Source organism: Bacillus sp. GW821-FHT01G09 (genome assembly GCF_059422205.1).
This window is the reverse complement of sequence record NZ_JBWKWL010000003.1, coordinates 407,269-431,157: the sequence shown is the minus strand read 5'-3', so window position 1 is coordinate 431,157 and position 23,889 is coordinate 407,269. Positions and strand designations below refer to the sequence as shown.

General features: G+C 45.5%; 23 protein-coding genes. 15 read left to right on the top strand and 8 right to left on the bottom strand.

What is annotated here, in order from left to right; all coding sequences use genetic code 11:
- Window positions 1-4: 4 nt before the first annotated feature.
- Entirely contained in the window at window positions 5-187 is a 183-nt protein-coding gene (locus tag AC07VD_RS12835) for a sporulation protein Cse60 (RefSeq protein WP_003223398.1), read from the top strand.
- A 36-nt stretch (window positions 188-223) separates the two neighbouring features.
- Here the strand turns inward: AC07VD_RS12835 and opuD are convergent, their stop codons facing one another.
- Together opuD and AC07VD_RS12825 are read right to left on the bottom strand one after the other, a co-directional pair.
- A complete protein-coding gene (gene opuD, locus AC07VD_RS12830) occupies window positions 224-1,762 on the bottom strand; it encodes a glycine betaine transporter OpuD (protein ID WP_015384403.1) in 1,539 nt (512 codons plus the stop codon).
- Between the two features lie 188 nt (window positions 1,763-1,950).
- Window positions 1,951-3,213, bottom strand: coding sequence for a BaiN/RdsA family NAD(P)/FAD-dependent oxidoreductase (locus AC07VD_RS12825; protein WP_072173641.1), 1,263 nt, complete (start codon window positions 3,211-3,213; stop codon window positions 1,951-1,953).
- A 202-nt stretch (window positions 3,214-3,415) separates the two neighbouring features.
- Here AC07VD_RS12825 and murJ point away from each other — a divergent pair, with 202 nt between their 5' ends.
- Together murJ and AC07VD_RS12815 are read left to right on the top strand one after the other, a co-directional pair.
- Window positions 3,416-5,050, top strand: a complete 1,635-nt coding sequence (gene murJ, locus AC07VD_RS12820; RefSeq protein ID WP_014480588.1) for a lipid II flippase MurJ — start codon at window positions 3,416-3,418, stop codon at window positions 5,048-5,050.
- Between the two features lie 68 nt (window positions 5,051-5,118).
- Window positions 5,119-5,838 (top strand): pseudouridine synthase, encoded by a 720-nt coding sequence (locus AC07VD_RS12815; protein ID WP_017695479.1) that lies wholly within the window; start codon window positions 5,119-5,121, stop codon window positions 5,836-5,838.
- Between the two features lie 122 nt (window positions 5,839-5,960).
- On the opposite strand, the gene AC07VD_RS12810 is transcribed toward AC07VD_RS12815, so the two are convergent.
- A complete protein-coding gene (locus AC07VD_RS12810) occupies window positions 5,961-6,182 on the bottom strand; it encodes a DeoR family transcriptional regulator (protein WP_003152337.1) in 222 nt (73 codons plus the stop codon).
- 290 nt (window positions 6,183-6,472) lie between these two features.
- On the opposite strand from AC07VD_RS12810, the gene AC07VD_RS12805 reads away from it, so the two are divergent.
- Window positions 6,473-7,183, top strand: a complete 711-nt coding sequence (locus AC07VD_RS12805) for an ABC transporter ATP-binding protein (RefSeq protein WP_251233291.1) — start codon at window positions 6,473-6,475, stop codon at window positions 7,181-7,183.
- Window positions 7,180-8,337, top strand: coding sequence for an ABC transporter permease (locus AC07VD_RS12800; RefSeq protein WP_426723176.1), 1,158 nt, complete (start codon window positions 7,180-7,182; stop codon window positions 8,335-8,337). Before AC07VD_RS12805 ends, AC07VD_RS12800 begins: the two co-directional genes overlap by 4 nt.
- Before the next feature lie 39 nt (window positions 8,338-8,376).
- Here the strand turns inward: AC07VD_RS12800 and pbuO are convergent, their stop codons facing one another.
- Window positions 8,377-9,675, bottom strand: a complete 1,299-nt coding sequence (pbuO, locus tag AC07VD_RS12795) for a hypoxanthine/guanine permease PbuO (RefSeq protein ID WP_003229234.1) — start codon at window positions 9,673-9,675, stop codon at window positions 8,377-8,379.
- Between the two features lie 96 nt (window positions 9,676-9,771).
- Here pbuO and pepV point away from each other — a divergent pair, with 96 nt between their 5' ends.
- Window positions 9,772-11,163 (top strand): dipeptidase PepV, encoded by a 1,392-nt coding sequence (pepV, locus tag AC07VD_RS12790; protein ID WP_116316205.1) that lies wholly within the window; start codon window positions 9,772-9,774, stop codon window positions 11,161-11,163.
- 33 nt (window positions 11,164-11,196) lie between these two features.
- On the opposite strand, the gene cysK is transcribed toward pepV, so the two are convergent.
- Window positions 11,197-12,132: a cysteine synthase A gene (gene cysK / locus AC07VD_RS12785; protein WP_003229237.1), complete on the bottom strand. Its 936-nt coding sequence runs from the start codon at window positions 12,130-12,132 to the stop codon at window positions 11,197-11,199.
- Between the two features lie 148 nt (window positions 12,133-12,280).
- On the opposite strand from cysK, the gene thpR reads away from it, so the two are divergent.
- The 5 genes from thpR (at window position 12,281) to AC07VD_RS12760 (ending at window position 17,909) form a co-directional block, all read left to right on the top strand.
- Window positions 12,281-12,832 (top strand): RNA 2',3'-cyclic phosphodiesterase, encoded by a 552-nt coding sequence (gene thpR / locus AC07VD_RS12780; protein ID WP_128738127.1) that lies wholly within the window; start codon window positions 12,281-12,283, stop codon window positions 12,830-12,832.
- 25 nt (window positions 12,833-12,857) lie between these two features.
- Window positions 12,858-13,772, top strand: a complete 915-nt coding sequence (locus tag AC07VD_RS12775; protein ID WP_003229241.1) for a hypothetical protein — start codon at window positions 12,858-12,860, stop codon at window positions 13,770-13,772.
- Between the two features lie 48 nt (window positions 13,773-13,820).
- Window positions 13,821-14,750, top strand: coding sequence for a YegS/Rv2252/BmrU family lipid kinase (locus AC07VD_RS12770; protein ID WP_185183625.1), 930 nt, complete (start codon window positions 13,821-13,823; stop codon window positions 14,748-14,750).
- A 25-nt stretch (window positions 14,751-14,775) separates the two neighbouring features.
- Complete coding sequence (pulA, locus tag AC07VD_RS12765) at window positions 14,776-16,932, top strand: type I pullulanase (RefSeq protein ID WP_461728867.1); 2,157 nt, start codon at window positions 14,776-14,778, stop codon at window positions 16,930-16,932.
- Window positions 16,933-17,111: 179 nt separating this feature from the next.
- Entirely contained in the window at window positions 17,112-17,909 is a 798-nt protein-coding gene (locus AC07VD_RS12760) for a phosphotransferase family protein (protein ID WP_009967993.1), read from the top strand.
- Here AC07VD_RS12760 and AC07VD_RS12755 read toward each other — a convergent pair whose 3' ends face one another.
- Window positions 17,910-18,188, bottom strand: coding sequence for a YtzH-like family protein (locus AC07VD_RS12755; RefSeq protein ID WP_003237926.1), 279 nt, complete (start codon window positions 18,186-18,188; stop codon window positions 17,910-17,912).
- A 206-nt stretch (window positions 18,189-18,394) separates the two neighbouring features.
- On the opposite strand from AC07VD_RS12755, the gene trmB reads away from it, so the two are divergent.
- The 3 genes from trmB (at window position 18,395) to AC07VD_RS12740 (ending at window position 21,734) form a co-directional block, all read left to right on the top strand.
- Window positions 18,395-19,036, top strand: coding sequence for a tRNA (guanosine(46)-N7)-methyltransferase TrmB (gene trmB / locus AC07VD_RS12750; protein ID WP_021480321.1), 642 nt, complete (start codon window positions 18,395-18,397; stop codon window positions 19,034-19,036).
- Between the two features lie 69 nt (window positions 19,037-19,105).
- Window positions 19,106-19,951 carry a YtnP family quorum-quenching lactonase gene (locus AC07VD_RS12745; RefSeq protein WP_024572201.1) on the top strand — a complete coding sequence of 282 codons (846 nt, stop codon included), beginning with the start codon at window positions 19,106-19,108 and terminating at the stop codon, window positions 19,949-19,951.
- Between the two features lie 82 nt (window positions 19,952-20,033).
- The gene (locus AC07VD_RS12740) at window positions 20,034-21,734 is read left to right on the top strand and encodes an NAD-dependent malic enzyme (protein WP_494721767.1); all 1,701 of its coding nucleotides are present in this window, start codon (window positions 20,034-20,036) and stop codon (window positions 21,732-21,734) included.
- Window positions 21,735-21,786: 52 nt separating this feature from the next.
- Here AC07VD_RS12740 and AC07VD_RS12735 read toward each other — a convergent pair whose 3' ends face one another.
- Window positions 21,787-22,104 carry a PepSY domain-containing protein gene (locus tag AC07VD_RS12735; RefSeq protein ID WP_014477682.1) on the bottom strand — a complete coding sequence of 106 codons (318 nt, stop codon included), beginning with the start codon at window positions 22,102-22,104 and terminating at the stop codon, window positions 21,787-21,789.
- Between the two features lie 158 nt (window positions 22,105-22,262).
- Here AC07VD_RS12735 and AC07VD_RS12730 point away from each other — a divergent pair, with 158 nt between their 5' ends.
- Window positions 22,263-23,336 (top strand): M42 family metallopeptidase, encoded by a 1,074-nt coding sequence (locus tag AC07VD_RS12730; protein WP_014480574.1) that lies wholly within the window; start codon window positions 22,263-22,265, stop codon window positions 23,334-23,336.
- 54 nt (window positions 23,337-23,390) lie between these two features.
- Here AC07VD_RS12730 and AC07VD_RS12725 read toward each other — a convergent pair whose 3' ends face one another.
- Window positions 23,391-23,837: a YtoQ family protein gene (locus tag AC07VD_RS12725; RefSeq protein WP_003229263.1), complete on the bottom strand. Its 447-nt coding sequence runs from the start codon at window positions 23,835-23,837 to the stop codon at window positions 23,391-23,393.
- Between the last annotated feature and the right edge of the window lie 52 nt (window positions 23,838-23,889).

Below are 23,889 nucleotides of genomic sequence, written 5' to 3'. Positions count from 1 at the left end.
TAAAATGCTGAAGGTAGCGGTATTTGATGAAGAGCATGAAAAAGACTTACAAACGGAAATCAATTCATTTTTAAAAGGGATATCGGAGGAGCAGCTGATTGATATCAAATATACGGTTTCGGCGGCGTGCGACCCAGACGGCGAGCAGCTTTACTGTTTTTCCGCCCTTATTTTATATCGCAAATAAAAAGATCTTTCCGCAGGCGCGGAAAGATCTTTTTTGTTAATATGCTTTTTTCACTCTTGGACTTCTCGGTTTATCGAGTTTCTCCGCTTTTTTGATCTCTCTTCTTTCTTTTGAGAGCGATTGATAGAGAGAGGCAATCATCAGCAGGATAACGATAGAAAACGGCAGCGCTGCCAGAATCGCTGTGTTCTGCAAAGCGGCAAGCCCTCCGGAATATAGGAGCACAGCCGCCATGGCGGACTGAATGATACCCCAGCTGAGTTTCACAGAATTCGCCGGATTTAAAGAACCGTACGACGTCTGCATGCCCAGCACGAATGTAGCTGAATCAGCAGACGTGATAAAAAATACTGCGATCAGAATCAATGCAAGGATCGATGTCACCATTGTCAGCGGATAGTGATCAAGTGTTCCGAACAGCATCGTTTCAGTGGACAGCTTTGCTACATTGAACGTGCCTTTTTGCTGGAGATCCATGGCTGATACGCCGAAAATGGAGAACCATAGAAATGTCAAAATACAAGGTGTCACCAAGACGCCGATTAAAAATTCGCGGATCGTCCGGCCTCTGGATACACGGGCGATGAAAATGCCGACAAATGGAGACCAGGAAATCCACCATGCCCAATAGAAAATTGTCCAGCTGTTAATCCATTCGCGTTTTTCAGGATCATTCGGTGTCAGTCTGAAGCTCATTTGAACGATATTTTGAATGTATTGTCCGATAGAATCTGTAAATGAGTTCATGATCAGCACTGTAGGCCCGACAACGAGCATAAACAACATTAACAATCCGGCCAATACCATGTTTGTGTTGCTTAAATACTTAATTCCTTTTCCGAGTCCGCTCCACGCAGAAAGTAAAAAGAGCACTGTCACAATAATGATTAAAACCAATTGGACGATAAACGCATTCGGAATGCCGAACAGGTAATTCAAACCGCCGTTAATTTGGGTTGCGCCAAGACCAAGACTTGTTGACACCCCGACAACAGTGGCGAAAACTGCAATACAGTCAATGGCCTTTCCGATCGGTCCGTTTACTTTATCCCCGAGAATCGGTGACAGTGTGCTGCTGATTAACCCGGGTGCGCCTTTGCGGAATTGGAAATAGGCAATGCATAATGCCACAATGGCATAAATGGCCCAAGCGTGCAAACCCCAGTGGAAAAACGTATAGCGGAGTGCATCTCTGAAGGCTTGGGGGGTTTCTGTTTCACCTGATGGAGAGCTAATTGCGTAATGGCTGATCGGTTCAGCCGCACCGTAGAATACTAAGCCGATTCCCATGCCTGCGCTGAACAGCATGGCAAACCATGATAATAACCCGAATTCCGGTTTTTCATCAGGCTTTCCGAGTTTGATTTTTCCGATCGGGCTGAAAATCAAAAAGAGACAAAACCCGACAAACAAAGAGACAACTAAAAGATAATACCAACCAAATGAATCGGTAATAAATGCTTGTGCCGATTGAGACACATTTTGCAGGCTGTCAGGAGAAATAACACCCCATAATACAGCTGCAGCTGTGATTGCAATCACAATCCAAAATACACTAGATATATGTTTCAACATTTCTCACCCTCTAATTTTTTGTGTACGCCTATATCTTGCTCGCAGGCTTAGTATGGTCGTACGATGGCAGCTCATTCCTCTCTTAAAATTACCCCGCAATCAGGTGAAACAAAACAAGTCTCACCCTAACATGAATGCGGGGAATGTTCAAATGTGAGTTTGGCGGCAAGAGATTTAAAGAGTAATGATTAAGAACGGGCGTATTGCCCGGCATTTAGCCCTGCAAGCCTGCCTGTGACAAGGGCGGAGGTAATGTTGTATCCGCCTGTGTAGCCGTGGATATCCAGAATTTCACCGCAAAAATAAAGCCCCTCCATTTTTTTAGAAGCCATTTTTTTCGGGTCAATTTCTTTTACAGATACCCCGCCTCCCGTGACAAATGCCTTATCAAGCGACAGTGTGCCATTTGCGAGGACAGTAAACTGCTTGCAGTCCCTTACAAATTGTCTGAAAGGATCCTTCGGCAGCTCAGAAAACGATACGTTCGGAGAGATGCCGTTTTTTTCGAGCAGGAATAGGAGATAGCGCTCCTGCATCCAAGGCTTCAGCACGTTTTTAATGGTTTTTTTCGGTGCTTCCTTCAGTTCTTTATACATCTTTTGGAAAAGCGTTTCTTCATTGATATCCGGATACAAGTCGATTCTGATCGGCACTTGAGGCTGTTTTTTCAGCTCTTTTACGACAAATTGGCTGCATCTCAGAATGGCAGGTCCTGAGAGGCCGAAATGGGTAAACAGCATGTCCATTTTATGTGTGATAATCGGTTTGCCTTTTTTATTTAACACACTGACGGCTACATCTCTTAGTGATAAGCCCTGAAGTGTTTTTTGCTTAATGAACGGTTCGCCAGAAGTGACGGGAACCTCTGTCGGAAACAGCTCTGTTATGGTATGGCCCGCGGCTTCAGCCCATTCATAGCCGTCTCCCGTGCTTCCGGTATGAGGCACGCTTTTACCGCCGACAGCGATAATGACTGCCTGGCTATGGATCATTTCGCCATTATTCGTCACAATCCCTGCTGCCTGTCCATCTTCATATATAACAGATTTAATTTTCTCGTTCGTTCTGATTGTTACGCGGAGCTGCTTTAGCCTGTTTAACAGCGCGTCAACGACACTTTGGGCTTTGTCGGTCACAGGAAACATCCGGCCGTGATCCTCTTCCTTCAATTGAATGCCGAGGTTTTCAAAAAACTTGATAATGTCCTCATTATTAAATTCAGAAAACGCGCTGTATAAAAAACGCCCGTTGCCGGGAATGTGCTTGATAATTTCTTCCACAGGAAGGCGGTTCGTCACATTACAGCGGCCGCCCCCGGAAATCGCGAGTTTCCGTCCTAATTTATTTCCTTTATCTATCAGCAACACGCCAGCGCCCTGTTCTCCTGCTGCAATCGCAGCCATCAAGCCTGAAGGGCCTCCGCCGATTACGATTACGTCATATTGTTTCATCTTTATCATCAACTTTCTTTTCATTTCGTGTGCGGACACCCCGTCCGCAGTACTATTATAGCGAAAGAAAGCCGCTCCTTAAACGTCTTTTGCCGCGGACATGAATGTTCACAGGATTGCTTTTGTATTTATTACCGTCTAAATGCCCAGTTGTGGTAAAATAGAAAAGTTGAATCTTCGTAGAAAATGGTGATGAAGAAACATGTCAAGCAAACTGTTAAGAGGCACGTTTGTATTAACGCTCGGTACATATATATCGCGGATTCTGGGGATGGTCTATTTAATTCCCTTCAGCATTATGGTCGGGGCGACAGGCGGTGCATTATTTCAATACGGATACAACCAATACACTTTATTTTTGAATATTGCTACGATGGGCTTTCCGGCCGCTGTTTCTAAATTTGTTTCCAAATATAATTCAAAAGGGGATTATGAGACAAGCAGGAAAATGCTCAAGGCGGGCATGTCGGTTATGCTCGTCACAGGAATGATAGCCTTTTTCATTCTGTATCTATCGGCTCCGATGTTTGCGGAAATATCGCTGGGAGGCAAGGATAATAACGGCCTGACAATTGATCATGTTGTTTATGTCATCCGCATGGTCAGCTTAGCGCTTTTGGTCGTACCGATTATGAGCCTTGTCCGCGGATTCTTTCAAGGGCACCAAATGATGGGTCCGACAGCTGTTTCCCAAGTCGTTGAACAGATTGTCCGCATCATCTTTCTATTGAGTGCGACATTCTTGATTTTGAAGGTTTTCAACGGCGGCCTTGTCATCGCTGTGGGCTATGCAACCTTCGCAGCGCTGATCGGTGCCTTCGGGGGGCTGGTCGTGCTTTATATTTATTGGAACAAACGGAAGGGCAGCCTGCTGGCGATGATGCCGAATACGGGTCCGACAGCAAACCTAAGCTACAAGAAAATGTTTTTCGAGCTGTTCAGCTATGCTGCTCCGTACGTTTTTGTCGGACTAGCCATCCCTTTGTATAACTATATTGATACAAATACGTTTAACAAAGCGATGATTGAAGCCGGTCATCAAGCCATCAGCCAGGACATGCTTGCGATTCTAACCCTGTATGTTCAGAAGCTCGTGATGATCCCGGTTTCCCTAGCAACTGCTTTCGGACTGACATTAATTCCAACGATTACTGAATCGTTTACAAGCGGAAACTATAAGCTGTTAAATCAGCAGATTAATCAAACGATGCAGACGATCCTGTTTTTAATTATTCCGGCTGTTGTCGGGATCTCTCTATTGTCAGGACCGACGTATACGTTCTTTTACGGGTCAGAGAGCCTTCATCCTGAACTGGGGGCAAACATTTTGCTATGGTATTCGCCAGTCGCGATTTTGTTCTCTTTGTTTACAGTCAACGCAGCCATTCTGCAGGGCATCAATAAGCAAAAATTTGCGGTTGTCAGCCTTGTGATCGGTGTCGTGATCAAGCTTGTGCTGAATGTTCCGCTGATCAAACTGATGCAGGCTGACGGAGCGATTTTAGCGACGGCGCTTGGATATATCGCTTCCCTTTTATATGGGTTTATCATGATTAAGCGCCATGCAGGCTATTCGTATAAGATACTTGTTAAACGAACTGTTTTGATGCTGGTCTTATCAGCCATTATGGGTATTGCCGTGAAAATCGTGCAGTGGGTATTAGGCTTCTTTATTTCCTATCAGGATGGCCAGCTGCAAGCTGCGATTGTTGTGGTGATCGCAGCCGCTGTTGGCGGAGCAGTCTACCTGTATTGCGGCTACCGATTAGGATTTTTGCAGAAAATTTTAGGCCGCCGTTTGCCAGGTTTCTTAAGGAAAGGCAGACATGCAGGCTGATGAACTAGATATGATGAAACTGAGGGCTCGCATGCTGCGGGCTTTCTTTTATAAAGGAGAGATTGGGAATGAGACTTGATAAGCTGCTTGCCAACAGCGGGTATGGTTCCAGAAAAGAAGTCAAAGCCGTTGTGAAGGCTGGAGCCGTTATGATCGACGGCAAACCTGCCAAAGATGTAAAGGCGCACGTTGATCCTGATACGCAGGAGGTGACCGTATACGGGGAACCGGTTGATTATCGAGAGTTCATTTATCTTATGATGAATAAACCGCAGGGCGTGCTGTCGGCGACTGAGGACAGCCGGCAGCAAACAGTGGTCGATCTGCTGACGCCGGAGGAGATGAGATTTGAGCCATTTCCAGCCGGCAGGCTTGATAAAGATACAGAGGGCTTTTTGCTGCTCACAAATGACGGCCAGCTCGCACATCGGCTCCTTTCTCCTAAAAAGCATGTTCCAAAAACGTATGAAGTCCATTTAAAATCACAGATTTCTCGGGAAGACATTTCCGATTTGGAAACGGGTGTCTACATAGAGGGCGGCTATAAAACAAAGCCGGCAAAAGCGGAAATCAAAACAAACGACAGTGGCAATACCGTTATATATCTGACAATTACAGAAGGAAAATACCATCAAGTCAAGCAAATGGCAAAGGCAGTCGGCAATGAAGTGGTTTATCTGAAGCGGCTTTCGATGGGACGCGTTTCCCTAGATCCGGCCCTGGCACCCGGAGAATACCGTGAGCTGACAGAGGAAGAGCTTCATTTGCTCAATGAGCCGCAAGCATGACAAAAACCCCGCATACCGAATGCGGGGTTTTATTTATAAGCACACAAAAACAAGGCTCAGTAGGTTTCTTCGCCCTGTTATCTATCGGACCGCTCTCAGGCGGCCCTATGTAATTTTTCAATTTATGAGGTAATCTTTACTTTCTTTCTCGTTGTCTCCCACTTGCCACGGCTTGGACTATGAACAAGATCATTATATGCCAACACATTTAAGTCTCTTTGAATCGTTCTAGGTGTAATGCCGAATTCGTCAACCAGTTCCTGTGTTGTCACAAGACCTTTTTCTTGAATAAACATGTAAACTGATTTGATTCGAGTTAGCATACGGTTTGTTGAAGGTTTCAAAAAACCACTCCCTATCATAAGATCGGATGGACTTGACTAACCACAACTCACGACTATCAACTGCGTACGAAATAGCAACAAAGGCAGACATCTGTAATTGTTAAAATAATTCGCCCTCATTATACACGATATTGCAGTGATGAATCTAGGGATAACTCCTATTAATTTTTTCCAATTTCGCGTTGGGCAGCCATCCTTGTTGGATTACTATGTATTTCGGCTCAATATTATTATGGTTAAAGAAACTTTTTTTATTCTGTTTCGTAGTAAATTTTGGAGGTGAGTGAGTTTTGACAAATTTGCTTGAAGCTTCAATAGAACAGGCCGGGTATACAAGCCGAAAAAAAGTGCTCACCGATGTTTTTCTGGAAGTAAGAAAAGGGGAACTGGTTGGACTGATCGGAGCTAACGGCGCCGGAAAAAGCACCGCAATCAAGGCGATACTCGGCCTTTCAGAAGATTTTAAAGGGCATATTGCCTGGAACGACTGTTCATTTGCATATATTCCGGAGCATCCGTCCTTCTACGAAGAACTGACGCTGTGGGAGCATTTGGATCTGATCAGCACACTTCACGGCATTGAAGAGAGTGAATTTGCGCATCGGGCCCAAAGCCTGCTGCAGACGTTTTCGCTAGATCATGTCAAACATGAGCTGCCTGTCACCTTTTCGAAGGGCATGCAGCAAAAACTAATGCTTATCCAGGCCTTTCTCTCTAAGCCGGATATGTATGTGATTGATGAACCGTTTATCGGCCTTGATCCGATATCGACGAAACGCTTTGTGGACATGCTTAAGGCTGAAAAAGAACGTGGAGCCGGAATTCTTATGTGCACGCATGTACTCGATACCGCGGAAAAAATCTGTGACCGGTTTTATATGATTGAGAAAGGTTCATTATTTCTCCAAGGCACGTTAAATGATATTCAGGACAAGACCGGATTAGAGGGGCAGTCATTGCTTGACTGTTTTTATAAGGCAGTTCAAGGTGATCGGCTATGAACGGGCGTACGCTCTTTTTTCGAAGGCTGTTTGACTATTATAAGTATCAGTTTAAAGTATTGCATGCGGTCATTGACTGGACAGTCGCTCTCTATATCGTTTTGCCGGCGATTGCTTTTGTCATCTATCAGTATATTGATTTGATGAACGGAAGTGGCCTTCTTTATGAGTGGTCTGAAGTGGCGGAATGGAGATGGCTGTATGCTGTGTGTGTGCTGATCATGTTTACAGGTTCGATTCGTACATTTTTAATGGAAGCGGACAAAGTGTTTTTGCTGCAAAAGAAGGAAATCATCTATCAGCTCAAACGGTACGCGCTTTTGTATTCTTTTCTGGCCACGCTGGCTAAATGGCTGCTTCTCTTTTTCATTGTCCTTCCCTTGATCAGTCATTCTGTTCTCATCACATTCGCAGAAAGCACTGCTCTATTGTGTTATTTGTTTGGCCTTCATATATTCTTTTTATCCTTAAAGCAAGACAGGATCAGAAAGCCGCGCTCCATTTCGAGATGGATTGGCGATACCCTTGTCAGAGCTATTCTTTTTGCTGGTTCTGCTATCCTGATTGTTTTTACTGAGTGGCACTTGCTTGCGCTTTTTGGCATTTTATATTTGCTTTTTTCAGTCGCCCGCAGTTTGAAAAAGACAGCCTCGTTCACGGCTTTTGAAGCTGAGGTGACTGAAGAGAAAAAAAGCAGGCTTGCCCTTGCAGGACTTGTGATGATGATGAGTCAGGAGGCGGGAATGCCAAAAGTAAAAGACAGGATGAGAAGAAAACCATTATTATACCGAAATTCAAAAAGGATATTTAAAAGACGAACGATCTGCACAGGCTATAAGGAGTTGTTTTTTAAAGTCATGCTGAGGAATGGCGAGTATGCAAGGCAGATGTACATGCTACTGTCAGCTTTCACCGTTCTCATATTTGTTTCCCCAATTTGGCTGAAGGTGATTGCGCTGCTGGTATACACAGGGGTTTGCCGTTATATCCTGACGCTTATTTTTGACAAGGTCATGGATGCCCCTTTTTTAATTGGCACCGATAAGGAAAGTGATGAATATTATCGGGCCAGAAAAAGCTGTATCAACATCCTGCACTATGCGTTTGCCGCCTGTTGTTTTTTAGCGGCCGCTGTCTCTTTATTGTTTACATAAAAAACCCAAACGGCGACGTTTGGGTTTTTTGGTCTATCCTTATAAAATAAACAGCTGGATGAAAAACAGAATGGCGAAAACGATGACGAGTGGATGAATCTCTCTCCATTTTCCCCGCGCTGCTTTTACTATTGGGTACGAAATAAAGCCAAGCGCGATTCCTGTAGAAATGCTCGAGGTCAAAGGCATGGCTAGAATGACGAGAAACGCAGGAAATGCCTCGTCCATCTCTTTCCAATTCATATTGGAAACTGAACCCATCATCAGGCTGCCGACGATAATCAAAGCAGGCGAGGTGATGGCGGCTATACCGGACAAGGCGCTGACAAGCGGACTGAAAAACATTGAAGCCGCAAACATCACCGCGACAGTCAAAGCCGTAAGCCCCGTTCTTCCCCCGGCTGCGACACCGGCGGAAGACTCGATAAATGCAGTCGTCGGACTTGTGCCGAAAACAGCTCCTACTGTCGTCGCGGTTGAATCAGCAAGCAGCGCTTTTCGCACGTTCGGCAGCTTGTTGTTCTTCATCAGCCCGGCTTGCTCGGCAACTCCGATCATCGTGCCTGTCGTATCAAATATTGTGACTAATAGAAAAGAAAAGACGACAGCGTACAGGCCGTGATGAATGACATCGCCAAAAGCGGTAAATGGATTTGAGATCATCAATCCTTCCGGCAAATGAGGAAGCGACATAAATCCCTTTGAAAAATGGAGCTGACCGGTGAAAAAGGCGATCAAAGCGGTAGCTGCCATTCCGATAAATAAAGCGCCGCTTACATTCAGCACCATCAGGACCACGCTGATCAAAAGGCCAACCAGCGTTAAGATAACACCAGGTGAATGCAGATTGCCGAGAGTGACCAGGTTTGACTCATCAGCTGCCACAATTCCCGCTTGACGCAAACCGATAAAAGCAATAAACAGCCCGATCCCTGTTGTGATCCCGTATTTTAAATTGTTTGGAATCGCTTCTATAAGTTGTTTTCTTAAAGGCGTTAACGATAGAATAATGAAGAGAACCCCTGCTGTAAATACTGCGCTGAAAGCTGTTGCGTACGTGATGCCGCCATCGCTTGCGCTTACGACATGAAAGGCTAAATAAGCGTTCAAGCCCATGCCGGGCGCAATAGCAATCGGATAATTTGCTGCCAGGGCCATCCACAGCGTTCCGACAATGGAGGCAATAATCGTTGCGGTGAAAACCTGGTCGAAAGGAACCCCGGCGTTAGCCAGAATGACCGGATTGACCACGACGATATAGACCATTGTGAAAAAGGTCGTCAGCCCTGCTATGATTTCTTGCTTTATGGATGTTTGCTGCTCTTTTAGATGAAACATAGTATCCTCCAATTACGAACGTTTTAACAAAACACCATTAATATTATTCGTTTTATTTGGTTTTTGCAAGTCATTTCTTGCGGAAAGGGGATCATTATGAACTGGGAAGTTGAAGTGATCAGAAAAAAAGAGGATTTAATTCGTGATACGCAGGAATTTTTGAGAATCAACAGTGTCATGGACGAAACAACCGCCGGACCCGGTAAACCGTTTGGAGAAGGGGTAAACGCCAGCCTGACTTCATTGCTGGAGCTTGGAGAAAAAGAAGGCTTTACAACAAAAAATCTTGACGGCTTCGCAGGTCATATTGAATGGGGGGAGGGCGATGACATTATCGGCGTACTTTGCCATGTTGACGTCGTGCCGCCGGGAGATGGGTGGACGAGTGATCCATTTTCAGCTGAAATCCGCAACGGACGGATTTATGCAAGGGGCGCCATTGATGACAAAGGCCCGACAATGGCGGCATTCTACGCGCTGAAAATCGTGAAAGACATGAATTTGCCCCTGTCCAAGCGAGTCAGAATGATTATCGGAACAGATGAAGAAAGCGATTGGAGATGCGTAGAGCATTATTTCAAGCATGAAGAAATGCCAACAATGGGCTTTGCGCCTGACGCCGATTTTCCGATCATTAATGCGGAAAAAGGGATCATCGATGCTTCTTTACTTATTCCGCACCGCCCAAATCAAGCAGAACCAAAGGCAGTGCTTGTCTCGTTTCAATCAGGCCTTCGCTTAAACATGGTGCCTGACGCTGCGGAAGCTGTCATTGAAGGGCCGAAAAAAGAAGAGATTATGTCTTCATTTAAAGACATGCTCCGCACGACGGACCAAAAAGGGGAAGCTGCAATAGAGAACGGACAGCTCATTTTGCGTATGTACGGTCTTTCCTGCCATGCGATGGAACCGAACAATGGGATCAATGCCGGCATTTTATTGTGCGAATTTCTCCAGCAGACTGAGCTTGACGATGCAGGAAAGCGGTTTGTGCAAGTTGTGACAGATAAGTTCTCAGGTGATACAAGAGGAAAAAAACTGGACATCGACTGTGAGGATGAAATCAGCGGAGAGCTGACATTAAATGTCGGAACACTGCGCTATAAAGAAGGGCAAGGAGGCGAGCTCGGGATCAATATCCGCTATCCTGTGACAGCAGAAAGCAAAGTGATCCGCGATACATTCGAAAGCGCATCTGAATTTGAGCTGGGAGAATTCAAAGACAGCAAGCCGCATCACGTGTCCGCAGATCATCCGTTAGTCAAAACCCTGCAAAAGGTTTATGAAGGCCAGCTGGGTAAAAAAGCTGACTTAATCTCAATCGGCGGGGGGACTTATGCGAGATCCTTAAAAGCCGGTGTCGCGTTTGGCCCGCTGTTCCCCGGACGCCCTGACAGCGCACACCAAAAGGATGAATATATCGAAATTGATGACCTGCTGAGATCGACAGCGTTATATGCTCAGGCCATTTACGAGCTTGCAAAATAAAAGGACCGGCTTCTGCTGAAGCCAGTCCTTTTTTTAAATAAATGACCATAAATCAGTTGATAAGTACCGTTCTCCTGTATCAGCTGTCATGCAGACCACAACTTTGTCAGGAGAGAGGCGTTTCGCTGTTTCGATTGCCGCGAAGCAGGCAGCGCCTGATGAAGGACCGACAAGAATTCCTTCTTCAGCAGCGAGCCGTCTTGTCGTCGTATACGCGTCTTCATCAGAGATTTTGATAATTTCATCATAAACGTCTTCGTTTAAAATCGGCGGTATAAAGCCTGGACTCGTTCCTACAAGTTTATGCGCGCCAGGTTTACCGCCGGATAATACAGGCGAACCCGCTGGCTCAACAACATGAACCGTGATATCCGGAAAAAGCTCTTTGAGCGCCTCACCTGTTCCGGTAATGGTTCCGCCCGTTCCAGAGGAGGCTACAAAAGCGCCGAGCGGTTTTCCGATTTCCTCTATTGCCCGGGCGATTTCAGGCGCTGTTGTTTTCCGGTGCGCATCAGGATTGGCAGTGTTATCGAACTGCATTGGAATATAGCTGTTCGGAATTTGTTCGGCAAGCTCCTTCGCTTTTTTGATGCTGCCCGGCATTCTTTCCTCTCCGGGAGTTAATACAACCTCTGCGCCGTAAGCTTTAAGCAGGTTGATCCGTTCCTTTGTCATTGTATCAGGCATCACTAAAATTGCTTTATATCCGCGTGCTGCCGCATTCATGGCGAGCCCGATGCCGGTATTTCCGCTTGTCGGCTCTATAATAACTGATCCCGGCTTGAGTAAACCGTTTTGTTCAGCTTCTATGATCATTTGATAAGCGGCTCTGTCTTTCACACTGCCGCTCGGATTGAAAAATTCAAGCTTTAAATAGACTTGTGCCGCATTTTCCGGCTGAAGCCGATTCAATCTCACTAGCGGTGTATCTCCTATCAGATCAGCTGTGTTTGCAACGATTTTCAACATTGTCATTCCTTTCTGAATAAAACAAGTGTCATATAATATCCTAACATAATAAACGTTTGTGCGAGAGTGTTTTCATACACTGTTCCTCTATCCGCACAGCCTCTTTATTGATAAAATAATAGCTGTCAAAGAAGGGAGTGTCAGACGGATGCCAGATATACGGCCTCATTATTTCATCGGCGTTCCCATACCTGAGGGAATTGCAAATCCGATCTACCAGGCTGCGAAAAACGAACCGATATTGACGTTTCAAAAATGGGTGCACCCGCTTGACTATCATATCACGTTAATTTTTCTCGGAGCGGCGGATGAGACACAAATAAAGAAGCTTGAAGGTTCGCTAGCCGAGATTGCTTCAGAAATCGATCCATTTTCAATTGAGTTTGGCAAGATAGATGTATTCGGCGACCGCAAAAGGCCGCGCGTTTTACATCTGGAGCCAAAGAAAAACAAAACGCTTGATAGACTGCGGGAACATACGAAGCAGGCTGTACTTCAGGCCGGCTTTCAAGTGGAAAAAAGACCGTATCATCCTCATATGACGCTGGCAAGAAAATGGACAGGCGAAGATGGATTTCCGGCTCATGTTCCGTTTGAAAGCGGCGAGGTTTCGATGATGGCTGAACGATTTTCGCTCTTTCAAATACACTTGAACCAATCACCAAAATACGAGGAAATATTCAAATTTCAATTATCTTAATTCATTGCGGAGTGGAGAAACAAACATGGCACAAATCATCAAAATTCATGATTATATATCGAGATATGAGCTTGATCCGTACCATTATATCAACCAGTTTGTACGTCTGAAAAAAGAGCGCTGGCTTTCACTAGTAGAAGCAGCGGAGCGCCAGCATGAAGAAAGGCAAGCCAGTGCTGAAGAACCGGAACCGGTGCAGAAACGAAAAAAATTTTCATTGAAAAGAAGAAAAGAAGAGATAAAAGCCGATATACAAGAAGAGAGACACCAATGGTTTGAGGACGAAGAAGATATTCATGTAAGGCTCCCGAAGAGCAGGGTGGCGCTTGCTTCTTTTTATAAAAGGCATTTATATGATTTTCAGCTCAAATGGGCAAGCTCTACTCTTTCAGAAATATCTCAACTCTCAAATCAGGTGAAGCAGGACCGCATTTTGCGTTATCTGACCCAGCAGCTGCCCGATTCTTATTTTATTATGTATAAGCCTGTGCTGAAAATTCAGCAGGCGGCGGTTGAATTAAGCATTGTGATTATTTCTCCTCTGGAAATTTATTGCGTTTCTTTTTTAGAGGCTGAGGAAGACAGTGTCTACATAGGGTCTAAAAATCGTTTTTGGGACAAGAAAACAGCCTCTCAGACTGCATCAGTGTTAAATCCAGGGCTTAGCCTGTTTCGTACGGACTCGGTTGTGTCGAAGATCGTAAAGGAAAAACAGGCTGAGATCCCGGTTCGAAAATTGCTTCTGAGCAGAACGTCGTACATCGATTACCCGGAGCCGCCATACGGCTTAGAAATAGCGGATAAGCGGAGCGCGGAAGAATGGATTGAGCGGCAGAAGAAAAACACTGCTCCGATCAAACATCATCAGGTAAAGGCTGCAAAGGCTCTATTGTCTTACTGCATGTCTGACTCCTATCGCAGACAGGAGTGGCTGGAGTAAAAGAGAACGATTTGAGCGGTTTTCTCATAACATAAGCAGGTGAGAAAGATGAGCCATTGGTTTTTTATTATTAATCCGACAGCAGGACATCGAAACGGCCTGCGTGTTTGGAAGTCCATTCAAAAAGAATTGATCAAACGAAAGGTTGAGCACCGTTCATTTTTAACTGAACATCCGGGACACGCGGAGGTGCTCGCCAGACAGATTTCAACGATACAGGAATATAAGCTGAAGCGCCTGATTGTCATTGGCGGAGACGGAACCATGCATGAAGTTGTCAACGGGCTGAAAGATGTTGACGATATTGAGCTGAGCTTTGTGCCGGCGGGCGCGTATAATGATTTTTCGCGAGGATTCTCTATTAAAAAAATCGATCTGATACAGGAAATCAAGAAGGTAAAGCGCCCGTTAACAAGAACCTTTCATTTAGGGAGCGTCAATTTTCTTCAGGATAAATCACAGATTCTTTATTTTATGAATCATATCGGGATCGGGTTTGACGCATATGTCAATAAAAAGGCGATGGAATTTCCGTTGAGACGGGTTTTTCTTTTTCTCCGCCTTCGATTTCTTGTGTATCCGCTTTCTCATTTGCACGCTTCGGCAACCTTTAAGCCGTTTACGTTAGCTTGTACGACGGAAGACGAGACGCGCGAATTTCATGATGTCTGGTTTGCCGTTGTATCCAACCATCCGTTTTACGGGGGAGGCATGAAGGCGGCGCCCCTAGCAAATCCGCGCGAGAAGACATTTGATATCGTAATCGTTGAAAACCAGCCGTTTTTGAAAAAATATTGGCTTTTATGTCTCATGGCATTGGGAAAACATACAAAGATGGATGGCGTTACGATGTTTAAAGCGAAGGACATTACATTTTACACGAAGGACAAAATCCCGTTCCATGCTGACGGAGAAATCATGGGCACTACCCCGTTTCGTCTGGCATCTAGTCCTTCACCCCTAAGAATCAAAACATAAACGTGTTTGGAGGAGAGAGCTTCCGATGGTCAGCATCCGCCGCAGCTTCGAAGCGTATGTCGATGACATGAATATCATTACTGTTCTGATTCCTGCTGAACAAAAGGAAATCATGACACCGCCGTTTCGGCTTGAGACAGAAATAACAGATTTTCCTCTGGCTGTCAGGGAGGAATACTCCCTTGAAGCAAAATACAAGTACGTCTGCGTATCCGACCATCCTGTGACATTTGGAAAAATCCATTGCGTCAGAGCATCCAGCGGCCACAAAACGGATCTCCAAATTGGCGCGGTCATCCGGACGGCAGCGTTTGATGACGAATTTTATTATGACGGAGAGCTGGGCGCCGTTTATACCGCGGATCATACCGTATTTAAAGTATGGGCGCCTGCTGCAACCTCAGCTGCTGTCAAGCTTTCACACCCCAATAAAAGCGGGCGCACATTCCAAATGACTCGGTTGGAAAAAGGCGTCTATGCCGTTACGGTCACAGGTGACCTTCACGGATATGAGTATTTGTTTTGCATCTGCAACAATTCAGAATGGATGGAAACCGTTGACCCGTATGCCAAGGCTGTGACTGTAAATGGAGAGAAGGGCGTCGTCTTGCGCCCGGATCAAATGAAATGGACTGCTCCTCTTAAACCATTCTCACACCCTGTGGATGCCGTCATCTATGAGACGCATCTTCGTGACTTCTCCATCCATGAAAACAGCGGCATGATAAACAAGGGAAAATACTTAGCATTAACGGAAACTGATACACAAACCGCAAATGGCAGTTCTTCTGGACTGGCGTATATAAAAGAGCTCGGTGTTACACATGTGGAGCTTCTGCCGGTGAATGATTTTGCCGGAGTTGATGAAGAGAAGCCGCTTGATGCATACAATTGGGGATATAACCCGCTTCATTTCTTTGCCCCGGAGGGAAGCTATGCCTCAAACCCTCATGATCCTCAAACGAGAAAAACAGAGCTGAAACAAATGATCAATACCCTGCATCAGCACGGTCTGCGAGTCATTCTGGATGTTGTTTTTAACCATGTGTATAAGAGGGAGAATTCCCCCTTTGAAAAGACAGTGCCAGGTTATTTTTTCCGGCACGACGAATGCGGGATGCCGTCAAACGGCACCGGCGTTGGCAATGATATTGCATCAGAAAGAAGGATGGCGAGAAAATTCATTGCGGATTGCGTGGTCTATTGGCTTGAAGAATACAATGCCGACGGCTTCCGCTTTGATCTCCTCGGGATTTTAGATATTGACACCGTGCTTTATATGAAAGAGAAAGCAACTAAGGCAAAGCCCGGAATCCTGCTTTTTGGAGAAGGGTGGGATCTGTCTACACCGCTGCCGCATGAACAGAAAGCTGCTTTGGCGAACGCGCCAAGAATGCCGGGCATCGGTTTTTTTAATGATATGTTTCGTGACGCTGTAAAAGGGAACACCTTTCACCTTATGGCAGCAGGGTTTGCGCTCGGCAGCAGTGAATCAGCACAAGCTGTGATGCATGGAATTGCCGGGTCTTCCGGATGGAAGGCATTAGCACCGATTGTTCCGGAACCAAGCCAGTCCATCAATTATGTCGAATCACACGACAATCACACCTTTTGGGATAAAATGAGCTTCGCGCTTCCTCAAGAAAATGACAGCCGAAAGCGAAGCAGGCAAAGGCTTGCAGCCGCGATTATTTTGCTTGCCCAAGGGGTGCCGTTTATTCACAGCGGCCAGGAATTTTTCCGGACGAAGCAGGGAGTGGAAAACAGCTATCAATCCAGTGACAGCATCAACCAGCTCGACTGGGATCGCCGTGAAACGTTCAAAGAAGATGTTCACTATATCCGCAGGCTGATCTCGCTGAGAAAAGCGCATCCTGCATTCCGTCTTAGGTCCGCTGCAGACATCCAGCGCCATCTTGAATGCTTGACGCTAAAAGAACACCTTATCGCATACAGGCTTTATGATCTTGACGAGGTTGACGAATGGAAAGATATCATTGTTATCCATCACGCGAGTCCAGACTCCGTCGAGTGGAGGCTGCCAAACGACATACCTTATCGGCTTTTATGTGATCCATCAGGATTTCAGGAAGACCCGGCAGAAATCAAGAAAACGGTTGCAGTAAACGGCATCGGAACGGTTATCTTATATTTAGCATCAGATCTTAAGAGTTTTGCTTGACGAAGTTTGTGCTATAGCGCTAAAATTTAAAGGACGGCTATTGATTAGCATATGAGACTCTCAATAGCTGTCTTTTTTATTTTTATACGATTCGTACGAAAAAGGCATTCGCTGGATAGACTAGAAACGATTAGCCTTAATTCTAAAATATTTTAAGAAATGATGGGTTGAACATTGATATGAACTGGTTGGGACAATTACTAGGTAGCGATTGGGAGATCTTCCCCGCCGGAGGAGCTACAGGAGATGCATATTATGCGAAACATAACGGGCAGCAGCTTTTTTTAAAACGTAATAGCTCACCTTTTTTAGCTGTTTTATCCGCCGAAGGCATTGTTCCGAAGCTGGTTTGGACAAAACGGATGGAAAATGGGGACGTCATTACGGCCCAGCACTGGATGACCGGCAGAGAGCTGAAGCCTAAAGACATGAGCGGACGGCCCGTTGCTGAATTGCTTCGTAAAATACACACATCAAAAGCCTTGCTGGACATGCTGAAGAGACTTGGAAAAGAACCGCTGAACCCGGGGGCTCTTTTGTCTCAGCTGAAGCAGGCTGTATTTGCTGTGCAGCAATCTTCGCCGCTGATTCAAGAAGGGATCAAGTATTTGGAAGAACACCTGCATGAAGTGCATTTCGGTGAGAAAGTCGTTTGCCATTGTGATGTCAATCATAATAACTGGCTATTGTCTGAAGACAACCAGCTGTATTTAATTGACTGGGACGGCGCCATGATCGCTGATCCGGCGATGGACCTCGGGCCTTTGCTGTACCACTACGTCGAAAAGCCAGCTTGGGAGAGCTGGCTGAGCATGTACGGCATAGAGCTGACAGAAAGCCTTCGGTTGCGAATGGCTTGGTATGTGTTATCTGAAACAATTACTTTCATTGCCTGGCATAAAGCAAAAGGCAATGACAAGGAATTTCATGATGCAATGGAAGAGCTGCATATCCTCATGAAACGAATTGTTGATTAATCAGGAATACGAATCCATTTGCTCTACCCATTGAGACAGGCTGTTCTGATGCTCTTGTATGTGTGAGTCGATGGATTTGGACGATATTCCTGATTGGCTGTAGCGGTAAACATCTTCAAGCACGTTTTTGAAATTTGAATCAAGCTCGGTGTTTGCCATCAGTGATTTAATCACACGCTCAAGCTGCTCGTACTCTGCGACTGTTCCGCAGCAGTCCAATTGATGGTCAGTCAAGATATCCTTCAATAAATGAACTTGATGCTCATAATGTAAACCCATAACGGTACACATCCCTTCAGTATCATACGGGTTAAATTGTTCAAAACAGAGCGTTTTTATACATGTGAAAGGAGTGTTCCAGCAGACGGGACCCTCTTTTTTTATGCGCTCGGCCTTAAGAGAGATACACTGGAAAAACGAGCTTGCGGGTCTTTTTAATTCATGGTATGTTGTTAGTCGAAATAATAGATAGAGGTGTCAATCATATGAGAATGCGCCACAAGCCTTGGGCTGATGACTTTTTGGCTGAAAACGCAGATATTGCCATCAGCAATCCTGCTGATTATAAAGGGAAATGGAACACAGTGTTTGGCAACGACAATCCGATCCATATCGAGGTTGGTACAGGAAAAGGCCAATTTATTTCTGGTATGGCCAAACAAAATCCCGACATCAATTATATTGGTATTGAGTTATTTAAAAGCGTCATCGTGACAGCCGTCCAAAAAGTAAAAGACAGCGAAGCGCAGAATGTAAAGCTTCTGAATATAGATGCGGACACGCTGACGGATGTGTTTGAGCCGGGGGAAGTGAAACGGGTCTACTTGAACTTTTCTGATCCTTGGCCGAAGAAACGGCATGAAAAACGCCGCCTGACATATTCCCACTTCCTCAAAAAATATGAAGAAGTAATGGGCAAAGGCGGAGCGATTCATTTTAAAACGGACAACCGAGGTTTGTTTGAGTACTCTTTGAAGAGCTTCTCTGAGTACGGCCTGCTGCTGACATACGTCAGCCTCGATTTGCATAACAGCAATCTGGAAGGCAATATTATGACAGAATATGAAGAAAAATTCTCTGCACTCGGCCAGCCGATCTATCGGGCTGAGGTTGAATGGAGAACGTAAAGACAGACTCTGACAGGAGTCTGTTTTTTTTATGGGCCGTTTGCTACCATGATGACAGGGGGGATGAAAATGGAAACAATGAAAATTGGTAATATCACGTTGACCTGGCTTGACGGGGGCGTGACGCATATGGACGGAGGTGCCATGTTCGGCGTCGTTCCAAAGCCGCTTTGGTCTAAAAAATATCCAGTCAATGAAAAAAACCAGATTGAACTAAGAACAGACCCTATTTTGATTCAAAAGGATGGGCTCAATATCATCGTTGACGCCGGAATTGGGTACGGCAAGCTGACTGATAAACAAAAACGAAACTATGGCGTGACACAAGAGTCGAATGTGAAACCATCATTAGCAGCACTCGGATTAACGGTTGCCGATATAGATGTGATCGCAATGACACACCTTCATTTTGATCATGCATGCGGTTTAACGGAATATGAAGGTGAACGGCTCGTCTCTGTCTTTCCGAATGCAGTGATTTATACATCAGCTGTTGAATGGGACGAAATGCGCCATCCGAATATCAGGTCGAAAAATACGTATTGGAAAGAAAATTGGGAGGCTGTAGCTGGCCAAGTCAAAACCTTTGAAGACACCTTAACGATCACAGAGGGTATTACAATGCATCACACCGGAGGCCATAGCGACGGACACAGCGTCCTGATATGCGAGGATGCGGGTGAAACTGCCGTACATATGGCAGATCTGATGCCGACACATGCCCACCGCAATCCGCTATGGGTGCTGGCTTACGATGATTATCCGATGACCTCTATCCCGCAAAAGCAGAAATGGCAGGCGTTCGCAGCAGAAAAAGACGCTTGGTTTATTTTTTATCATGATGCCGAATATCGCGCGCTTCAATGGGAGGAGGACGGAAGCATCAAAAAGTCAGTTAAGCGAATGAAGCAATAGCATATTTTTATGTTTACCCTGCATGTTTTCCGGCTAATAATGCAAACCTAGTACTAATTATGCTCAGAAAGGAAGAGGCAGGGTGAAACAATTCAGAGTAACAAACGAAGGAGACATTCAAACAACATTAAGAGGCCTTGAAGTGCTCTCTGTTCCTTTTTTGAACAAAGGTGTTGCTTTTACTGAGGAAGAAAGAAAAGAACTTGGTTTAAAAGGCTTTCTGCCGCCCAAGGTATTAACAATTGATGATCAGGCGAAAAGAGCGTATGAACAATATTCCGCACAGCCTGACGATTTGAGCAAAAATGTCTATTTAACGGCGCTGCACGATCGGAATGAAACGCTGTTTTACCGCCTGTTAAATGACCATTTAGGGGAAATGCTCCCGATTGTCTACACACCGACAGTCGGAACGGCAATCCAGAGATACAGCCATGAATACAGAAAACCACGAGGGCTCTATCTGTCAATCGATGACCCGGACGGTATGAAAGAAGCATTTAAACAGTATAAAGATCAAAGTGATACGATTGATTTAATTGTTGCAACTGATGCGGAAGGAATTTTAGGAATCGGTGACTGGGGCGTCGGAGGAATCGCGATTTCTATTGGCAAGCTGGCGGTTTATACAGCGGCTGCAGGCATTGATCCGAGCAGAGTGTTGGCTGTTGTTTTAGATGCTGGGACAAATCAGGAGAGCCTCTTGAACGACCCGCTTTATGTCGGCAACCAGCATTCCAGAGTGCGCGGGGAACGCTATGACCAATTTATTGACGACTACGTTGCGCTGGCGAGAGAAACATTTCCGAATGCATTGCTGCATTGGGAGGATTTCGGGGCGAAAAACGCGCGAAGCATTTTGAAACGCTATAAAGATAAAGTGTGTACCTTCAATGATGATATCCAAGGAACTGGCGCTGTTTCTTTGGCCGCAGTCTTATCCTGTGCAAAAGCGTCTAAAGTTCCGCTGAGAGATCACAGAGTTGTTATATTCGGAGCGGGAACGGCAGGAATCGGAATTGCCGAACAGCTGCGGGAAGCATTGGTGCGCGAGGGACTGAGTGAAGAAGAATCATACAAGCGCTTCTGGTGCATAGACAGAAACGGGCTGTTAACAGATGATATGGATCAGCTTCTTGATTTCCAAAAGTCGTATGCTCGTTCGGCTGAAGAAGTGAAGGATTATCAGCGGAACGGAGACGGCGGAGGCATTGATCTTCTTGAAGTGGTCCGGCAGGCAAAACCCACGATCCTGATCGGCACATCTACGGTTTCCGGCGCTTTCACTGAAGAAATTGTAAAAGAAATGGCGTCACATGTGAAACGGCCGGCGATTTTGCCAATGTCAAATCCGACAACTCTTTCTGAAGCAAAGCCGGAGGATTTAATCGAATGGACAGAAGGCCGTGCGCTGATCACGACAGGAAGCCCGTTCCCGCCAGTTGAATATAACGGAGTTACGTATCATATCGGGCAGGCAAACAACGCGCTTGTCTTCCCTGGTCTCGGTCTTGGAACGATTGTTACCAAATCAAAATTAATTACCGACGGCATGTTTGAAGCATGTGCCCGGGCAATCGCAGGTATGGTCAATGTCGGGGTGCCTGGCGCGCCGATGCTTCCAAAAGTTGAAGATTTGCGCACTGTTTCGGCAACCGTTGCTGTTGAAGTTGCAAAAACCGCAATGAAGGAAGGCGTCGCTACGGAAGAGCCTGAAGACATTATACAGGCAGTGCAGGATGCGATGTGGTATCCGGTATACAAACCGATTCGCGCGATATAATAAAAAAGAGCCGCTGCGTGGGCAGCGGCTTCTATTTTTTGCTTGTCCGGTGTTAAGAGGCGATTGTATCAATGACATCAACAATTTCTCCCGTTTTGGCATCCACCATGACTTCATACTGTTCTAATTCTCCGAAAGCTGATCGTGTAATGCCGGTTTTGTATACCTGTACCGTTTCTCCGTTAATATTGTAAGGCTCCGGCTGGGTGTAAATCCATGATCCGTCAATCGGGCCCCGCTGCTTAAAAGCAGACTTTACAATTCGAAGCGCTTTTTCTGAAGAAATATAAGGCTTCATCACATATTGTTTCACAACGACAGCCGTACAAATTCCAAGTCCTGCTCCTAAAAGAAGATGACGCAATTTCAAAATAAAGCACCTCCTGGTTGATCGTACTTTTCATTATACAGAAACAGCCAAATCCTGTTAAGCAATACGCGGCTGATTGAGCAGATTGGGTCAGGGTGCTTGGAAAACTTCATTGTTTCTAATAAAATAAAAGGACTACATAGAAATGAGGGGAAAACATGAATCAAGAAACGAAAGCGCTTTTCCAAACACTGACGCAGCTTCCCGGCGCGCCGGGCAATGAGCATCAGGTTCGTGCTTTTATGAAGCAGGAGCTAGCCAAATATGCCGATGACATCGTTCAGGACAGACTGGGAAGTGTTTTCGGAGTCAGACGAGGCGCAGAGGACGCACCGAGAATTATGGTAGCCGGGCACATGGACGAAGTCGGCTTCATGGTGACATCCATTACAGACAACGGGCTGCTCAGATTCCAGACGCTCGGAGGCTGGTGGAGCCAAGTTTTGCTTGCGCAGCGGGTTGAAATTCAAACAGATAACGGGCCGGTTCCGGGTGTGATTTCAAGCATACCGCCGCATTTATTGACAGATGCGCAGCGAAACCGTCCGATGGATATCAAGAACATGATGATCGACATTGGAGCGGATGATAAGGAAGACGCCATCAAAATCGGCATTAAACCGGGACAGCAGATCGTGCCTGTTTGTCCGTTTACGACGATGGCGAATGAAAAGAAAATTTTATCAAAAGCATGGGATAACAGATATGGATGCGGCTTAAGCATTGAACTTCTGAAGGAATTACACGGTAAAGAGCTTCCGAATACACTCTATGCGGGTGCAACGGTTCAGGAAGAAGTAGGGCTAAGGGGCGCGCAGACGGCTTCTCATATGATTAAACCGGACTTGTTTTTCGCCCTTGACGCCAGCCCGGCAAACGATATGAGCGGAGACAAAAATGAATTCGGCCAGCTTGGAAAAGGCTTTTTGCTGCGCATTCTTGACAGAACGACAGTCATGCATCGCGGAATGAGGGAATTCGTTCTTGATATGGCTGAAACGCATGATATTCCATATCAATATTTTGTATCCGGCGGGGGAACAGACGCAGGCAAGGTTCATATTTCGAACAGCGGTGTGCCGTCAGCGGTTATCGGAATATGTTCCCGCTATATTCATACAAACGCTTCTATCATTCATATTGATGATTATGCTGCTGCTAAAGAAATGCTCATCAAACTTGTAACAGCCTGCGATAAGCAGACAGTGGATGCGATTAAAGAAAATATGTAGGTTTCATAAAAGCTTGTTGAACGAGCAGTAAGCCCGGATCGACAAGCTTTTTTCTTATTCTGTTTCAAATAGATAGGAAAGGGCCTTAATGGCTTGGTTAACGGTTTCAACCGTAATATTCGCTTTATTGGAAAGCTCTTTTAAAGGATGGTGGAGCGATTCCGGCCGGATGATAATCAGGGGTTTTCCTTTTGCGATCGCATATGATGCATCCATTGCCGTGTTCCACTGTTTGTACTTTTCGCCAAACAGGGCGATCACAAAGTCTGCTTTATTCATCAGGACGGCGGTTCTGAAGTTGTTGATGTCAGAGGCTTTGTCATCCTTTAAAACGGCATTTGGCTGTACGCCCATAATTTCTTCACCAATATTGTCTGAGCGGTCATGATTCTCCATCGGGCCAACAAACGTAATCGGGAGCTTCAGTGATTTTGTTTTTTCTTTAATTTCCTCGCGCCAATTGCTGTGGATTTCTCCTGCTAAATAGACGATAAACTCCATAATAAAAATCCCTCCTTATGTATATCCATCTGTAAATTTCACCTTCATGTAC

Bases quoted from the DNA above. Each gene is read 5' to 3' on its own strand.
- pepV (WP_116316205.1), top strand. From the start codon at position 9,772: ATGAACTGGGAAGTTGAAGTGATCAGAAAAAAAGAGGATTTAATTCGT.
- AC07VD_RS12730 (WP_014480574.1), top strand. From the start codon at position 22,263: ATGAATCAAGAAACGAAAGCGCTTTTCCAAACACTGACGCAGCTTCCC.
- AC07VD_RS12725 (WP_003229263.1), bottom strand. From the start codon at position 23,837: ATGGAGTTTATCGTCTATTTAGCAGGAGAAATCCACAGCAATTGGCGC.
- thpR (WP_128738127.1), top strand. From the start codon at position 12,281: ATGCCAGATATACGGCCTCATTATTTCATCGGCGTTCCCATACCTGAG.
- AC07VD_RS12825 (WP_072173641.1), bottom strand. From the start codon at position 3,213: ATGAAACAATATGACGTAATCGTAATCGGCGGAGGCCCTTCAGGCTTG.
- AC07VD_RS12770 (WP_185183625.1), top strand. From the start codon at position 13,821: ATGAGCCATTGGTTTTTTATTATTAATCCGACAGCAGGACATCGAAAC.
- AC07VD_RS12800 (WP_426723176.1), top strand. From the start codon at position 7,180: ATGAACGGGCGTACGCTCTTTTTTCGAAGGCTGTTTGACTATTATAAG.
- AC07VD_RS12835 (WP_003223398.1), top strand. From the start codon at position 5: ATGCTGAAGGTAGCGGTATTTGATGAAGAGCATGAAAAAGACTTACAA.
- pbuO (WP_003229234.1), bottom strand. From the start codon at position 9,675: ATGTTTCATCTAAAAGAGCAGCAAACATCCATAAAGCAAGAAATCATA.
- AC07VD_RS12755 (WP_003237926.1), bottom strand. From the start codon at position 18,188: ATGGGTTTACATTATGAGCATCAAGTTCATTTATTGAAGGATATCTTG.
- AC07VD_RS12745 (WP_024572201.1), top strand. From the start codon at position 19,106: ATGGAAACAATGAAAATTGGTAATATCACGTTGACCTGGCTTGACGGG.
- AC07VD_RS12815 (WP_017695479.1), top strand. From the start codon at position 5,119: ATGAGACTTGATAAGCTGCTTGCCAACAGCGGGTATGGTTCCAGAAAA.
- trmB (WP_021480321.1), top strand. From the start codon at position 18,395: ATGAGAATGCGCCACAAGCCTTGGGCTGATGACTTTTTGGCTGAAAAC.
- murJ (WP_014480588.1), top strand. From the start codon at position 3,416: ATGTCAAGCAAACTGTTAAGAGGCACGTTTGTATTAACGCTCGGTACA.
- AC07VD_RS12760 (WP_009967993.1), top strand. From the start codon at position 17,112: ATGAACTGGTTGGGACAATTACTAGGTAGCGATTGGGAGATCTTCCCC.
- AC07VD_RS12775 (WP_003229241.1), top strand. From the start codon at position 12,858: ATGGCACAAATCATCAAAATTCATGATTATATATCGAGATATGAGCTT.
- opuD (WP_015384403.1), bottom strand. From the start codon at position 1,762: ATGTTGAAACATATATCTAGTGTATTTTGGATTGTGATTGCAATCACA.
- pulA (WP_461728867.1), top strand. From the start codon at position 14,776: ATGGTCAGCATCCGCCGCAGCTTCGAAGCGTATGTCGATGACATGAAT.
- cysK (WP_003229237.1), bottom strand. From the start codon at position 12,132: ATGTTGAAAATCGTTGCAAACACAGCTGATCTGATAGGAGATACACCG.